Genomic DNA, 14,182 nt, shown 5'->3' with positions numbered 1-14,182 from the left:
GCTATACCTCGAGGGGAGCGACATCCACGGCGACACTGATTGTGCTCTCGTTCGCGTCGGTGTAAATGATTCCGCGCAGCGGCGGCACATCCGCGTAGTCGCGTCCCCATGCGAGGGTGACGTACCGCTCGTCGGCGAATTGATCGTTGGTGGGGTCGAATCCGAGCCAGGCGCCGGAATCGGTGGCGTGCCGGGAGCCGCCGTCGGCCCGCGCCCCCTCGCCGACGCGGGAGCGCCCCGGCACCCACACCTCCGTCCAGGCGTGCGTGGCATCCGCGCCGACCATCCGCTCTTTTCCCGGCGGCGGATCCGTTGCGAGATACCCGGATACGTAGCGAGCGGCCAGACCCTGCGACCGCAGGCAGGCCGCACCGATCCGCGCGAAGTCCTGGCAGACCCCCGCGCGGGCCGCGAAAACGTCTGCGACCCTGGTGGTTACGGTCGTCGACCCCGACCGGTAGGCGAAATCGGCGTGGATGCGGGAATTCAGATCCGCGACGGCTTCCAGCAGCGGGCGGGACGAGGCGAAGGATTCGGCCGCGTAGGCGGCGATCTCGGGCGTGATCTCCGGCGGCAGCAGATCCAGGGTGAATTCGACGGCGAACGGCGCTGTCCGCGGCGTCGGCCGGGCGGCCTCCCAGGGCGGCGTCGGCCGGGGACACGACTCGGGCGGGTCCACCTCGACGATCGATTCGCCGGTCACCTCCAGCCGCCTATGTTCGGACGTGACATGGAAATACAGTGCGACATTGCCGTACACGTCGGCGCCCACCGAACGGTCCGACGGCACCGGATCGATGTAGACGTCGTGTTCCAGCACCCGCTGGCCGGGTAGCTCGCGCGGCCGCAGATAGGCGCGACCGTAGGAACTGGTGACATCGTCGGAGTAGCGATAGGTGGTGCGGTGCTCCACCCGATAGCGGCGAGTTCCGTTGCTGGCCCGTCTCATTCGATCACCTTGACGCGTCCCCACAGCGGCTGGATACCGCCCGGCCCGGACAGCCTGCTCGTCTCGAACGACTCCGAGAGCTTGCGCAATCGCAGGTGCAGCGCGGCGAGCAGATCGGCGAATTCGACACGGCGGCCGTGGGCATCGGTGCTCTCCAGGTCGGCGGGGTCGAGCCGCCGCAGCGTGCGCTGGGTATCGGCCAGCAGTCGCTGCGGGCGCGAGGTACCGGAGGTTCCCGGCAGCGCGTTCAGGTCGGTCTCCAGCCGCTCCAGCTGATAGGCCAGGGAGCGCGGGTTGGCCGCGTCGAACAGCAGCAGGCCCGCCACGGCGGAGATCCGGATCGAATCCCGGTGGCGGCGGCGGTAACTCACCGATGATTCGGTGGCGCGCAGCACGGTCTCGGTGACGATCCGGCCCACCTCCTCCGGATAGGTCTGGGTCAGCGCCGCCGACAGCAGCGCGGCCAGCGCGAGCCCCCGCTCGATGCGCTTGCCGATATCGGTGACGTACCAGCCGGTGTCGCGGACCATCGACTCGGAGTCGATGCCGTGCAGCGACAGCAGCGAGGCCAGTACCGCCGGAAAAACCGTCGACAGCGCCGATTCCTGATCCCGTGTGTCGGACCGGCATTTCGCCAGCGCTCGCTCGGTCGCGCTCAGAATCATCCAGGTATCGGAGGACAGCTGATCGCGGACCGAGCGGGCCCCCGCGCCGTAGTGGTCGACCGCGTAGGCCAGCGAGCCGGGCAGTTCCCGGTCGACCGTGAGCCGCATCAGGTAGTCGTGGCCCTCGCGCGAGGCGCCCGCCACCGCGCGGCGCCCACCCCCGGCCTGCGCCTGTTGCTGCTGCGCGACGGTGATCTCGGCAACCTGGCTCTGCTGCTGCGCCTTGGTGCCGGGATCCGGTCGGGTCGGTGAGATCATCTCTAGCGCATCGGGTTTCACGAAGGGAGGTCGGGTGCCGGTCATCCGGGCCAGGGCGGTCATCAGCACCGGGACGGCGTCCGCGCCCTCCAGCCACGGGCGGTAGCGGTAGTCCTGGTACTGGTTGTGGGTGGCCAGCAGCAGCCGCACCGTCGCCTCGGCGCGCTCGCCGTAGCGACCCAGCCAGAACAGGTCGTTGAGCACGCGCGGGGAGCTGATCGCCTCCAGCACCGGGGCCACCGAGGTGGGCCGCACGCGCTCCTCGTAGGCGGGCTCCGGGCCGACGGCCGCGACCGCGGCCGGGGCGGCGCGCACCCACACGTCCTTGGCCGCCACCTTGATGACGGACCGGTCGGGCTGCAGGCGCTGGTGCAATTGGCCGAGGCCGCCCGGCATCACCCGGTAACCGACCCGACCGGCGAGGGAGAACAGCCGCACCCCGACGGGGGCCGCGGTGAGCCCGCCCGCGCCGGTCACCGCGGGCGCGACCGAGAACTGCGGCGGCTCCTGCCCCACCCACTGCCAGCCCCGGGAGTCGATGCGCGCCCGCAGTTCGGCGCGTTCGGCGGCCGACAGCGCGGGACCGAACAGGGTCGAGCCGTCGATCGCCGAGCGGATGACCATGCGATCCAGATTGGCGACCAGGTGGCGGCGCTCGGCCTCGACTCCACCCCAATATGACGGTGCGCCAGGCAGTTTCAGTTCCTCGCCGAACAGCTCGCGGGACAGTGCGGGCAGCATCGCCGCCAGCGCCGGGCTTTCCAGCAGCCCGCTGCCCAGCGTGTTCACCACCGTGACCGCACCGCGCCGCAACACCTCCACCAGCCCGACCACGCCCAGCCGCGAATCCGGGCGCAGATCCAGCGGATCGGAGAACTCCGCGTCCACGCGCCGCAGCACCACGTCGACCCGGCGCAGCGTCCCCAGCGAACGCATCCACAGCATGCCGTCGCGCACCACCAAATCCGCGCTCTCCACCAGGGGAAATCCGAGCACCGACGCCAAATGTGCCTGATCGTAAGCGGTTTCGGAATGCGCGCCGGGACTCAGCACCACCACCACCGGATCGTCGGCCGCCCGCGGCGCGGCCTCGATGAGCATCAGGCGCATCGCCCGCGCGAACGGGCCGAGCGGGCGCGGGCTGGAATGCTCGAACGCCTCCGGAATCGCCGCCGACACCACGCGCCGGTCGGCCAGCGCGTAGCCGGCCCCCGACGGTGCCTGCGCCCAGTCGGTCAGCACGCGGAATTCACCGCCGCCCCAGCGGCTGATATCGCAGGCATGCAGGAACAGCTGGTGGCGACCGGGCACCGAAATCCCGTGTGCCGCACGGATATAGCCACCGCACCCGTAGACGATCTCGGGCGGCAGCACACCGCCGGTCAGCAGCCTGCGCGGGCCGTAGACGTCGGCGAGCACCGCGTCGAGCAGCCGGGAACGCTGCACCAGGCCCGCCTCCAGGCCGCTCCAGTCGTCGGCGGACACCAGCAGCGGAATCGGGTCCAGCCGCCAGGGCGCCGACCGGGCGGGCTCGTCGGTCTGCCGGATCTGCGGCACCTCGGTGTAGGTGATGCCGTCGTCCTCGATGAGCCTGCGCACCCGGCCGTCCAGGGCGTCGAGCCCCCCGGGGCCCTGTTCGACGAAATCGGCCGACAGCTCCGACCACATCGGGCGCACCCTGCCCTCGGCGTCGACGAGTTCGTCGTAGTAGCCCGGTGCCGGGAGACCGCACGCGTCGAAGGGGGCGGTCCGGGCTCCAGTACTGCGATAGCGGGCGAATTCGGCGGCCACCTGCTCGGGCACATCCACATCGCGCACCCCCGGCTCCACGTCGCGCATCGCCATCGCGCCGCCTCGCTTTCGCCGCAGATGTGCCTACCGGTCGCCGGTCGCATTCCACACGGTCCGGGCGCGGCGCATGTCGAGAATGCCCGGTGCCCCGACGTCGGTGGACTGTACCGCCATTTTCGCACGCAGATCGGCCGGATCGAGGCGGCCGGGAGTATGCCCGATCGGCTCGAACCGGCGATTGCGCCGCGATTGCGCCTCCACGGCATTCACCGGCGGCGCCTCGAACGCCCGCCCGCCCGGATGCGCGACATGGTAGGTGCAGCCGCCGAGGGAGAGCCCGGCCTGCGGATCGACCAGATCGAAGATCAGCGGGGCGTCCACGGTGATCGACGGATGCAGCGAATTCGGTGGCTGCCAGGCGCGATAGCGCACGCCCGCGACCTGCACGTCGGCCTTGCCGGTAGCCAGTAGCGGCACCGGCAGGCCGTTGCAGGTGACCGCGTAGCGCCCGCGGTCGGCGCCCACGAGCCGCACCTGCACGCGTTCCACCGACGAGTCGACGTAGCGGGCGGTGCCGGTGGCGGTCGTCTGCTCCCCCAGCGTGTTCCAGGGTTCGATGGCGCCGCGCAGTTCCAGTTCCACATCTCCGAGCACCACCGTGCCGAGCCGCGGAAAACGGAACTCCGCGAACGGATCCAGCCAGCTGATATCGAAATCGACACCGTGCGAACGCAAATCGGTGATGACATCGGCGATGTCGGCAAGCACGAAATGCGGCAGCAGGTAGCGGCCGTGCAGATTCGCGCCGTGCCGGATCAGCGGCGCGGTGCAGGGATGTTCCCAGCAGCGCAGGACGAGCGCGCGCACCAGCAGCGACTGGACCATCGCCATGTGCGCGTGCGGCGGCATCTCGAATCCGCGCAGCTCCACCAGGCCGAGGCGGCCGCGCGCGGAGTCCGGGCTGTAGAGCTTGTCGATGCAGAATTCGGCGCGGTGGGTATTGCCCGTGAGGTCGGTGAGCAGGTGGCGCAGTGCGCGATCCACCTCCCAGGGCGCCGAGACGACGGGCCCCGGCGGCCCCCGCCGGGTGCACAGCCGGGCGATCTCGGCGAAGGCGATCTCGAGTTCGTACAGCGTGTCGTCGCGGGCCTCGTCCACCCGCGGCGACTGCGAGGTGGGGCCGATGAAGCGCCCGGCGAACAGATAGGACAGGGCCGGATGCCGCTGCCAGTAGGTCAGCATCGACACCAGCAGGTCGGGGCGGCGCAACAGCGGTGAGCGAGCGGGGGTTTCGCCGCCCAGGGTGATGTGATTACCGCCGCCGGTGCCGGTGTGGGTGCCGTCGACGTCGAAGGTCTCGGTGGTCAGGCGGGCCAGGCGGGCCTGCTCGTAGAGGGTGTCCAGCAGCCGCGCCTGATCGGCGAAGCTCGCGGTGGGCTGCACGTTGACCTCGATCACCCCCGGGTCCGGGGTGATCGAGAAGGTGCGCGCCCGCGGATCCGGCGGTGGCGCATAGCCTTCCAGCACCAGCGGCTGCCCCGCGGCCACGGCGGCCGATTCCAGGCGAGCGATCAGATCCAGGAAATCGTCGAAATCGTCTATGGGAGGCAGGAATACGAACAATCGGTCGTCTCTGACCTCCGCGACCAGTGCCGTGGTCGGGGCTCGGTCGGATGGCTCGACCACCGCGGCGGGCTCGACGCGCGGCGCCAGGATCGGGCTCGGCAGCACCGGGTCGCGGTCGATCCGCGCGGGTGGCGCATGCCAGGACACGGCGCCCAGCGGCAACCGCAGTCCGGCCGGAGAATCGCCCTCGGTCAACACGATTCGGCCGCGCCGCAACCGCCAGTCGGCGCTGGCCCAGCCGGTGCCGTCGGCGCGCCGGTGCAGGGGCAGGACGAAGGCGGCGGGCTCGGTGACCGCGGTGTCGAGCCGAGCCAGCAAAGCCTTGCGTGCCTGCACCGAATCCTCGTCCGGATTCGGATCGTCGGCGGCTTCGATGGGATCGCCCTCCGGCGCACGGACTTTCGCCGACAGGCGGAGCAGCGGATCCTCATACGCCGGTCGCACCTGAGCCCCAGGAAGGCCGAGCCCGGCCGCGACGTGCGCTATAAGAGTGCGCGCAGCGCCGCGTTCGGCAAACCAGGGATGACGAAAGCGTGCCGCGGTGAGCGGCGATCGGCCCGATGCCGTGACATCGCACTCACCGTCCACGCCGCCCTCGCCGTCCACGCCGTGCTTGCCGCCCTCACCGCGCTCACCCTCCGCGCCGCCTTTGCTTTCCGGCCGCGGGGCGGGCGCGGCAACGCCGCCGGGGAAGGTCCACGGGTCGGCGAGCAGGTCGGGGTGGGACCAGACCGGCAGGCCGTCGGCGCGCCACAACACGGCAATTTCCCAGCGGGGCAGCGGTTCTCCCGGGTACCACTTGCCCTGGCGGTACTGCACCAGACCGGTGGGCGCGTAGATGCGGCGCATCCGGGCGGCCAGATCCGCGGCGCGCTCGCGCTTGTGCGGGCCGTCGGCCGCCGTCGTCCACTCCGGGGCCGTGTGGTCGTCGACCGAGACGAAGGTCGGCTCGCCGCCGATGGTCAGGCCGACGTCGGCGGCGGCCATCCGGGCGTCCACCGCCGCACCCGTGGCGGCGATGCGGTCCCACTGGGTTTCGGTGTAGGGCAGGGTGACTCGCGGATCCTCGCGGATGCGGCGCACCGAGTTGGCGAAATCGAGCGTGGCCTTGGTGGGACCGGTCGCGCCCGAGATCGGCGCCGAGGATGTCGGGTGCGGGGTGGCGGCGAGGGGAATGTGCCCCTCGCCCGCGAACAGGCCGGAGGTGGGATCCAGTCCGATCCAGCCCGCGCCGGGAACGTACACCTCGGTCCAGGCGTGCAGGTCGGTGAAGTCCGCCGCGGGCCCGGACGGGCCGTCCAGCGACGGCACGTCCTGGGCCAGCTGCACCAGATATCCGGAGACGAACCGCGCCGCCAGGCCGAGTTCGCGCAGGATCGACACCAGCAGCCACGCCGAATCCCGGCACGAGCCGAGCGCGGTGCGCAGGGTGAAGTCCGGCGACTGGACGCCGGGCTGCATGCGGATGGTGTAGTCGACATCCGCGCGCAGCCCGCGATTCACCGCGACCAGGAAGTCGATGGTGCGCGGACGGTCCGGCGGCCGGTGATCGCGCGCCCAGCCACGCACCAATTCCCCGGGCCCCGAAGCAGTTTCGCCCTCGTCCACCGGACGCAGGTAGGCCTCCAGGTCGGCGGCCAGATCCGGCGGGTAGCGGAACGGGAAATGCTCGGCGTACTCCTCGACGAAGAAGTCGAACGGGTTGACCACGTCCAGGTCCGCCACGAGCCCGACGGAGATCGACATCTCCCGCGCGGGATTCGGAAATACCAGGCGCGCAAGGAAGTTCCCGAACGCGTCCTGCTGCCAGTTGACGAAGTGCTCGGCGGGTGTCACCCGCATCGAGTACGCCTCGATCTTCGTACGGGTGTGCGGGGCGGGCCGCAGGCGAACGACGTGCGGATGCACCTGCACCAGACGGTCGAATGTGTAGGTCGTGCGATGTTCCAGGGAAACCTTGATCCCCATACTCAAGTTCACCACATCGCCCGGTCGTCACGGGGGCTTCCGGACAACTGCGGACGACACGCTGTCAGGGTCGCGAGCCTGTCGCACGGGAGTGGTACACCGTTAGTGCGGACGGTCTCTCATAGGAGGTCTTCATGCACGTGCGGGTCTGCCTGTCCTGCGATTCGGCGCTCGACCACTGCCACGGCACGCTCGTCGTGCACGGCGACAGATCGGTGGAGTGCACCGATGCGGACTGTTACGACACCGACCATTCCCGGCACGCCTTCGTCGTCGATTGTTTCGACGTGGCAGGGGGCTGCGGCTGTGCGGTCACGGAGACCTGCACCGGGCCCCGTAGCCTGGCCGGGTGAGCTACGACCACGTCCTGCTGCCGTCGGGTGCCGCCGCGAGCCCCGACGAGGTCGACGCGTATCTGACGGCCCAGCGGGGGCTGCCGGAGGCCGAGACGGTGGCGCAGATCGCGGCCGAGCTGAACAAGCGCAACGAACAGCTGTCCGAGCGCGACAGCTTCCTGGCTAATCAGCCGGTCGGCGGCGCCGAAACCGGTGCGGCGCTGTATGTTTCGAGCCCCTACGATGCGATCGGTCACCTGCGCGGGCTGCTGTTCGATCTCGCCACGCCGCGCGGCTACGCCGTCTACGATCCGCAGCTCACCTGGCTGATCGATCCGGCCGGGCTGGTCCCGGTCACCGTCAGCCACGGCGGTGCGGGCGAATTCCCGTATCTCACCAAGGTCCTGATCCACGACTGGATCCCGAACCTGGCCGCCCCCAATCCGTATCTGATCGTCGAACGCGCACCTCAGGACTACATCCAGACCTTCCTCGACGGCGCCGGCACCTACACGCTCGAATTCCGCGACGGTTCCCCCGAGCGGCATTTCGGCACCCGGCTCACCGACGCCGTCCAGGTGGCCGACCTCATCTGGGACTGGACCACCGGCGACCGCACCCGCCTCGACGCCCTCGACTGGCAGCCCGTCGACCTCTGAGCCGCCTACTGGTTCTGCAGTGCGAGGCGGCCCGCGAGGGCGAGGAACGAGGCGCCGAAGACGCGCCGCAGCCAGGTGGTGATGGCGGGGCGGTCGATGACGTGGGTGCGCACCGCGGCGGCGAAGGCGCCGTAGGCGGCGAACACCACGAACGTCGCGAGCATGAAGACGCCGCTGAGTTCCAGCATGCGGGGCAGCGCGTGCGCCTCCTGCGGGCTGACGAACTGCGGCAGGAACGCGAAGAAGAAGATGGTCAGCTTGGGATTGAGCAGGTTGAGCAGCACCGCCGACACGATCACCCGCAGCGCCGAGGGCGCGGGCCCGGACTCCCGCTGCTCATCGATCGCGAGCGTCCCCTTGTCCCGGAACGTGCTCCAGGCCATGTAGAGCAGGTAGGCGACGCCCAGATACTTCAGCGTCTGGAACGCGATCGCGCTGGTATTCAACAGCGCCGCCAGGCCGGTGATCGCCGCGACCATGTGCGGGACGATCCCGAGCGTGCACCCGAAGGCGGCGATCACGCTCGCCCGGGCCCCCCGGCTCAGCCCCGCGGCGAGCGTATACAGCGCACCGGTCCCCGGCGTAACGACGATAACCAACGTTGTCAGCAAGAACTCCGGACTCACTCCGGCGACAGTAACCGGAAACCGCACTCCCGCATAGCCCAATTCCGTACGGCAGATTCCGGCCGAAAGCATGCCGGAACTACTGACGGGCGCCACACCACGCCAGAACTTTCGACGGCGCCGTACCACGCACTACGCCTCCGTATTCCGGGCGTGCACTACGCCTCCGCATTCCCGGCGTGCAGTGCACCCCCGTATTCCCGGCGTGCGCTGCACCTCCATATTCCCGGCGTGCACTACACCTCCATATTCCCGGCGTGCACTGCACCTCCATATTCCCGGCGTGCTTTTGGCCGGGATCAGAGTGCGCGGCGGCCCGAGAGGGCGCGGCCGAGGGTGAGTTCGTCGGCGAATTCCAGGTCGCCGCCCATGGGGAGGCCGGAGGCCAGGCGGGTGACGGTGAGGCCCGGGAAATCGCGCAGCATGCGGACCAGGTAGGTGGCCGTCGCCTCGCCCTCGGTGTTCGGGTCGGTCGCGATGATCACCTCGGTGACATCGACCCCGTCGTCCTGATTTCCGATGCGCGCCAGCAGTTCCCGGATGCGCAGCTGGTCGGGACCGACCCCGGACAGCGGGTCGAGGGCGCCGCCGAGCACGTGGTAGCGGCCGCGGAACTCACGGGTCCGCTCGACCGCCTGCACATCCTTGGGCTCCTCGACCACGCAGATCAGGGTGCGGTCGCGCCGCGGATCGGCACAGATGCGGCACAGCTCGCCGTCGGAGACCGTGCCGCAGACCGCACAGAACCGCACACCGTCGCGCACCTTCTGCAGGACGGCCTGCAGCCGGTCGATCTCCGGCGGCTCCACCGTCAACAGGTGGAAGGCGATACGCTGCGCGCTCTTCGGACCGACGCCGGGCAGCTTGCCCAGTTCGTCGATCAGATCCTGAACCGGACCCTCGTACACCTCGCGCCTCGATCAGAAGGGCAGGCCGGGCATGCCGCCGCCACCGGCCAGCGGGCCCAGCTTCTCCGCGGCCAGCTGCTGCGCGTTGGACATCGCGGTGTTGACCGCGCCCACGACGAGATCCTGCAGGGTCTCGATATCGTCCGGATCGACGACCTTCGGATCGATCTGCAGCGACTGCACCTCACCGGTCGCCTTGATCGTCACCTTCACCAGGCCGCCCCCGGCCTCGCCTTCCACCTCGGCCTCCGCGATCTCGGCCTGTGCGGCCATCACGGCCTCCTGCATCTGCTGGGCCTGCGCAAGCAGTGCCTGCATGTCGACCTGTCCACCGGGCTCCACGGGCTGTCCTCTCTGCGGGAAGTGGTTGTGCTCCAGCGTAGTCACGGTTGGGTCTACTCCCCTATCCACCCGGCGATAGCGATCTACGATCGAAGTCGGGTCGGGTCACTGGTGGAGGCAGCAATGCGTGTAGACCGTGAGAATTTACGCAAATCCGTCGCGCGTTCGGTCGCGCCGGCATGCCTGGCGGCGGTGCTCGCCCTGGTACCGGGCGCGGTCCTGGCGCCCGCCGCACACGCGGACGCCGAGTACGGCGGCGGCTGTGCGCTGTATACAGACAACCCGCAGGCGACCATCATCGCGCTGCGCGATATCTGTTCCCCGGAGCAGCAGGACCGGATCTTCATGGATTCGGCCCAGGGCGCCGTTCCCAGCGGCGTCACCAACGGCTGGGTGGCGCGCCCGCCGATCGTGGAGGCGACGGCGCCGCCGTTCTGGATCGGCAAGAACTTCTACACCGGCCCCGACGGCGGCCGGTTGATGAACCGCATCACCGGCGCCGGAATCGAGGGATTCCCCGCCTACGTCTATTCCGCGCCGTCGAAGATCGACGGTCAGCCGGTCTGGGCCCTGGACTACGCACCGTCCATCACCCCGCAGATCTGGGACGAGATCCGCGAGGTCACCCCCAACGTCTGGTTCGGCTACTCCTTCTGGCGCGGAGCGATTCAGACCACACCCCTGCTCACCTTCGTACTCACCTACTGAAGGGCTTGACTCTCCTCCCACTGGAGGGTGTTCGCTGTCAGGCATGACAGCGACAGTCTCCATCGGGGAGTTCGCCCGGATGACCTATCTCAGCGTCAAGACGCTGCGGTACTACCACGAGATCGAGCTGCTGGAGCCCGCGACGATCGACCCGGCCTCCGGGTACCGGCGCTACTCGACCGGGCAGGTCGCGCAGGCGCATCTCATCAGGCGCCTGCGTGACCTGAACATGCCGCTGCCGGAAATCCGCACGGTGCTCGCCGCATCGGACGAGTCCACGCGCGATGCCGCCCTGCGCGCGCACCTGGAACGCATGGAGGCGGAGCTGGCGCGCACCCGCGACGTGGTCGCGTCGCTGCGGGCGCTGTTGCTGCCGAGCGCGCCGATCGCGGTCGAATATCGTTCCGTCCCCGCGTTTCCCGCGCTGTCGATCACCGGCGCGGTGGCGCGCGAGGGAATCGGCGATTGGTGCGATGCGACCTTCACCCGGCTGTTCGAGCTGCTCGAGGCCGCGGGGGTGACACCGGCCGGACCGAGCGGCGCCACCTACTCGAACGACTTCTTCGAGAACGAGGTCGGCGAGGTGGTGGCCTATGTGCCCCTCGCCGCGTCCGATCGCGGCATCGGCGCCGGGAGCGAGGCCGCGGTGATCGACCTTCCTGCCCGCCGCTTCGCGATCGCCGTGCACGCCGGACCGCTCACCGATTTCGACCGTACCTACGGCGCGCTGGGCAGCCATGTCGCCGAGCACGACACCGCCCTCGACGAACCAATCCGGGAGGTCTACGTCGTCTCCCCGCACGACGTCGACGACCCCGAGACCTTCCGCACCGAAGTCTGCTGGCCCGTCGGCCGGTTCTGAAAGAGAGGAATCCTCATGCCACCCAGGCTCGTGAACATCACCGTCGACTGCACCGACGCGGCCGCGCTGGCGCAGTTCTACGCGGAACTGCTGGAGCAGCCGGTCGATCCGGAGGCGAACCGGGATTTCGCGACCATCGGCCGCGAGACCATGTCGCCGACGCTGATGTTCCTGCGCGTGCCGGACAGAAATCCGGGCAAGAACGTCGTCCATCTCGATCTGGCCGCGACCGACTGGCGCGACCAGATCGAGCGGGCGATCTCGTTGGGCGCCAAGCACATCGCCGATTTCGACGAGTACGGGATCACCTGGTCGACGCTCGCCGACCCGGAGGGCAACCTGTTCGATATCGCCAAGGGTTGACGAGCTAGGAGAGTTCCTTCTTCAGGTTCTCCAGCACCTCGGCCTGAATCTTCTTCAGGCCCAGGGGGGCGAAGATGCCCTCGAAGAATCCGGCGACGCCGCCGGCGCCCTTCCAACTGGTGCGGATCGTGACCAGCGAATCGGTGCCCGACGGCGTCACCGTCCAGGTCGTCACCAGCGTGGAGTTCGAATCCCGCTCGGTCACCATGGAATCCGATACCGACACCACCGCATGCACGTTGCGCGACCGCTTCTCGGTGGCCTGCAGCGTCCACTCGGCGACGGTGCCGGCGCCCTTGCCGCCCTCGAGCACCTTGTAGTCGTGATAGTGCCCTGAGAGGATGCGGGGGCGCACCGTCTCGTAGTCGGCGATCGCCTCGAGCGCGCGCTGCGGATCGGCCGGAACGACGATCGAACTGGAGGCGCTGACCTGTCCCACTGTGAACTCCTTGTTTGAGTCTGCGGTGTGCACGATGACTACCGCCGGGCTATGCTACGCCGCGGTCCGGGGGCACCGGGTCGTCAGAGTTACCGGAATCACCGAGGGGGGTTCGTGTCGAAAGTCGTGCATCGCGTGCGCCGAATCAAGGAGATCGCCACCTGGGCGGCCCTGGTGGTGTTCGGAATCGGTGCACTGATCGGCGGCATCGTCATGCTGAACAGCCACGGTGAGGTCGACTGCGGCGGGAAGAAGATGGGAGCCGGGGACACCTGCGTCACCACCGGCAAGCACGGATCCACCACGCGCAGCGCCGATGAGCAGCAGTCGAAGAACACCAAGACCGCCTGGTCGATGATCGTGCTCGGCCCGCTGTTCAGCGCGGGCGGTGCGTTCATGTTGCGCAGCGAGCTGCGGAAGTCGAAGGGCCCGGCGGGCGGCGGAATGCAGGTTCCGACGAACAATCCACAGGCCCCGCAAGCGAATCCGGGCCAATGGCCCGCGCCCGCCCACAATGGTGCGGCGCAACCCTATCCGGGACACCCACAGCCCGGCCCGGCCGCCGGGCCGCCCAACGGCTATCCCCAGCAACCGCCGGTACCCGCAAACCACCCTGCGCCGCAACAGAATCCGATGCAGCCCGCGGGATACCCTCCGGCACCGCAATATGGTGCACCGCAACAAAATCCGATGCAGCCCGCCGGGTATCCACCGGCACCGCAGTACGCCGCGCCGCAGGGTTATCCCCAGTACGCCCAGGCGCCCGGGTACGCCGGTCAGCAGTACGCTCCGCCGCCCGGATACGGCCCGCCGCAGGGTTATCCACAGCACCAAGGCCCGCCGCCCGGTTATCCCCAGCCGGGTCCGCACAACCAGTACCCACCGCAGCGGTAGTGGATCCCGGCCAAAAGCACGCCGGGAAACGAAGAGCGAACCATCCAGCCCGGAAGGGGGAGAGCGAACCATCCAGCCGGAAAACGAAGAGCGAGCCATCCAGCCCGGAAGGGGGAGAGCGAGCCATCCTGCCGGGAAAGGGGAGAGCGAGCCATCCTGCCGGTGAGGTCGGCGAGCTAGGCTACGGCGTAGTCCCGGCTGTCGGGAACCGGTACTGACCGAACACGTGGGGGGGGAACATGGCGAAGGTGAAGCGCAGCGTTGGTGCTGTGATTCTGTGGTGTGCGATCGGGCTGGTGGCCGGGGTGGTGCCGCTGGGGTACGGGATTCACGGACTGGCCACCTCCGGCAAGGTCACCTGCGACAACCGGGTGATGAAGCCCGGCGACACCTGCACCACGAAGAAGCGCAAGCGCGGCATGACCACCCGCAGCTACCAGGAGCAGAAGAAGCGCGACCGCAATTCCGCCCTCATCGCGCTCGGCATCGGGTCGGTCGTCACCCTCGGCGTCGGCACGCTGCTGGTCGTCGGGCTGCGCAGGCCGGAAGAGAATCCACAACCCTGACCGACGATCGGTGATCCGCATCCCAATCGGCCGCGGGCTCACATGTCGACGGCCGCCGGTGCGCCCGGAAACCCGGAAATCACACAGTTAGACCCGCTAATTACCGCCGTGAGCTGCGCCGAAGACACCGAATCGGACATCCGGACAATTCCCCAACGTTGTGCAACATGTGCGTGAAAATTCGGACGGATAGGTACCCTCACAGTGGCCTCTCTTTTCGGGG

General features: G+C 69.1%; 14 protein-coding genes. 7 read left to right on the top strand and 7 right to left on the bottom strand.

Annotation, left to right across the window (positions count from 1 at the left end):
- Position 1: 1 nt before the first annotated feature.
- From NM1_RS24455 to NM1_RS24445, 3 genes are read right to left on the bottom strand one after another with little or no spacing between them, the layout of a single operon-like run.
- Positions 2-949, bottom strand: coding sequence for a transglutaminase family protein (locus tag NM1_RS24455; protein WP_068024174.1), 948 nt, complete (start codon positions 947-949; stop codon positions 2-4).
- Positions 946-3,717 carry a circularly permuted type 2 ATP-grasp protein gene (locus NM1_RS24450; RefSeq protein ID WP_068024172.1) on the bottom strand — a complete coding sequence of 924 codons (2,772 nt, stop codon included), beginning with the start codon at positions 3,715-3,717 and terminating at the stop codon, positions 946-948. The genes NM1_RS24455 and NM1_RS24450 overlap by 4 nt, the downstream gene beginning before the upstream one ends.
- Before the next feature lie 30 nt (positions 3,718-3,747).
- On the bottom strand, positions 3,748-7,257 hold the full coding sequence (locus NM1_RS24445) for a transglutaminase family protein (protein ID WP_068024169.1): 3,510 nt from the start codon (positions 7,255-7,257) through the stop codon (positions 3,748-3,750).
- A gap of 134 nt (positions 7,258-7,391) precedes the next feature.
- Here NM1_RS24445 and NM1_RS24440 point away from each other — a divergent pair, with 134 nt between their 5' ends.
- Positions 7,392-7,610, top strand: coding sequence for a hypothetical protein (locus tag NM1_RS24440; protein WP_068024167.1), 219 nt, complete (start codon positions 7,392-7,394; stop codon positions 7,608-7,610).
- Entirely contained in the window at positions 7,607-8,251 is a 645-nt protein-coding gene (locus tag NM1_RS24435; RefSeq protein WP_068024166.1) for a hypothetical protein, read from the top strand. Before NM1_RS24440 ends, NM1_RS24435 begins: the two co-directional genes overlap by 4 nt.
- Before the next feature lie 5 nt (positions 8,252-8,256).
- Here the strand turns inward: NM1_RS24435 and NM1_RS24430 are convergent, their stop codons facing one another.
- The 3 genes from NM1_RS24430 to NM1_RS24420 form a co-directional block, all read right to left on the bottom strand.
- Entirely contained in the window at positions 8,257-8,877 is a 621-nt protein-coding gene (locus NM1_RS24430; protein WP_068024164.1) for a LysE family translocator, read from the bottom strand.
- Positions 8,878-9,176: 299 nt separating this feature from the next.
- On the bottom strand, positions 9,177-9,785 hold the full coding sequence (recR, locus tag NM1_RS24425) for a recombination mediator RecR (protein WP_068024161.1): 609 nt from the start codon (positions 9,783-9,785) through the stop codon (positions 9,177-9,179).
- A 12-nt stretch (positions 9,786-9,797) separates the two neighbouring features.
- Positions 9,798-10,127, bottom strand: a complete 330-nt coding sequence (locus NM1_RS24420) for a YbaB/EbfC family nucleoid-associated protein (protein ID WP_084519986.1) — start codon at positions 10,125-10,127, stop codon at positions 9,798-9,800.
- Positions 10,128-10,250: 123 nt separating this feature from the next.
- Here NM1_RS24420 and NM1_RS24415 point away from each other — a divergent pair, with 123 nt between their 5' ends.
- The 3 genes from NM1_RS24415 to NM1_RS24405 are packed head-to-tail and all read left to right on the top strand — an operon-like array spanning position 10,251 to position 12,060.
- Positions 10,251-10,835 carry a hypothetical protein gene (locus NM1_RS24415; protein ID WP_068024156.1) on the top strand — a complete coding sequence of 195 codons (585 nt, stop codon included), beginning with the start codon at positions 10,251-10,253 and terminating at the stop codon, positions 10,833-10,835.
- Between the two features lie 43 nt (positions 10,836-10,878).
- Positions 10,879-11,697 (top strand): MerR family transcriptional regulator, encoded by an 819-nt coding sequence (locus NM1_RS24410; protein WP_068024154.1) that lies wholly within the window; start codon positions 10,879-10,881, stop codon positions 11,695-11,697.
- 15 nt (positions 11,698-11,712) lie between these two features.
- Positions 11,713-12,060, top strand: a complete 348-nt coding sequence (locus NM1_RS24405) for a VOC family protein (RefSeq protein ID WP_068024151.1) — start codon at positions 11,713-11,715, stop codon at positions 12,058-12,060.
- A 4-nt stretch (positions 12,061-12,064) separates the two neighbouring features.
- On the opposite strand, the gene NM1_RS24400 is transcribed toward NM1_RS24405, so the two are convergent.
- A complete protein-coding gene (locus NM1_RS24400; RefSeq protein WP_068024149.1) occupies positions 12,065-12,499 on the bottom strand; it encodes an SRPBCC family protein in 435 nt (144 codons plus the stop codon).
- Positions 12,500-12,613: 114 nt separating this feature from the next.
- On the opposite strand from NM1_RS24400, the gene NM1_RS24395 reads away from it, so the two are divergent.
- Both NM1_RS24395 and NM1_RS24390 read left to right on the top strand, forming a co-directional pair.
- Positions 12,614-13,393 carry a hypothetical protein gene (locus NM1_RS24395; protein ID WP_147289125.1) on the top strand — a complete coding sequence of 260 codons (780 nt, stop codon included), beginning with the start codon at positions 12,614-12,616 and terminating at the stop codon, positions 13,391-13,393.
- Positions 13,394-13,641: 248 nt separating this feature from the next.
- A complete protein-coding gene (locus tag NM1_RS24390; protein WP_157124005.1) occupies positions 13,642-13,959 on the top strand; it encodes a hypothetical protein in 318 nt (105 codons plus the stop codon).
- Positions 13,960-14,182 lie beyond the last annotated feature (223 nt).

The organism is Nocardia mexicana NBRC 108244, from assembly GCF_001613165.1.
GTDB lineage: Bacteria > Actinomycetota > Actinomycetes > Mycobacteriales > Mycobacteriaceae > Nocardia > Nocardia mexicana.
Note: the sequence above shows the minus strand (reverse complement) of the source record. Positions and strands in the feature narration are given on the sequence as shown.

What these genes read in the sequence shown, in the direction of transcription:
- NM1_RS24455 (WP_068024174.1), bottom strand. Translation starts at nt 949, where the DNA reads ATGAGACGGGCCAGCAACGGAACTCGCCGCTATCGGGTGGAGCACCGC.
- NM1_RS24450 (WP_068024172.1), bottom strand. Translation starts at nt 3,717, where the DNA reads ATGGCGATGCGCGACGTGGAGCCGGGGGTGCGCGATGTGGATGTGCCC.
- NM1_RS24445 (WP_068024169.1), bottom strand. Translation starts at nt 7,257, where the DNA reads ATGGGGATCAAGGTTTCCCTGGAACATCGCACGACCTACACATTCGAC.
- NM1_RS24440 (WP_068024167.1), top strand. Translation starts at nt 7,392, where the DNA reads ATGCACGTGCGGGTCTGCCTGTCCTGCGATTCGGCGCTCGACCACTGC.
- NM1_RS24415 (WP_068024156.1), top strand. Translation starts at nt 10,251, where the DNA reads ATGCGTGTAGACCGTGAGAATTTACGCAAATCCGTCGCGCGTTCGGTC.
- NM1_RS24410 (WP_068024154.1), top strand. Translation starts at nt 10,879, where the DNA reads ATGACAGCGACAGTCTCCATCGGGGAGTTCGCCCGGATGACCTATCTC.
- NM1_RS24405 (WP_068024151.1), top strand. Translation starts at nt 11,713, where the DNA reads ATGCCACCCAGGCTCGTGAACATCACCGTCGACTGCACCGACGCGGCC.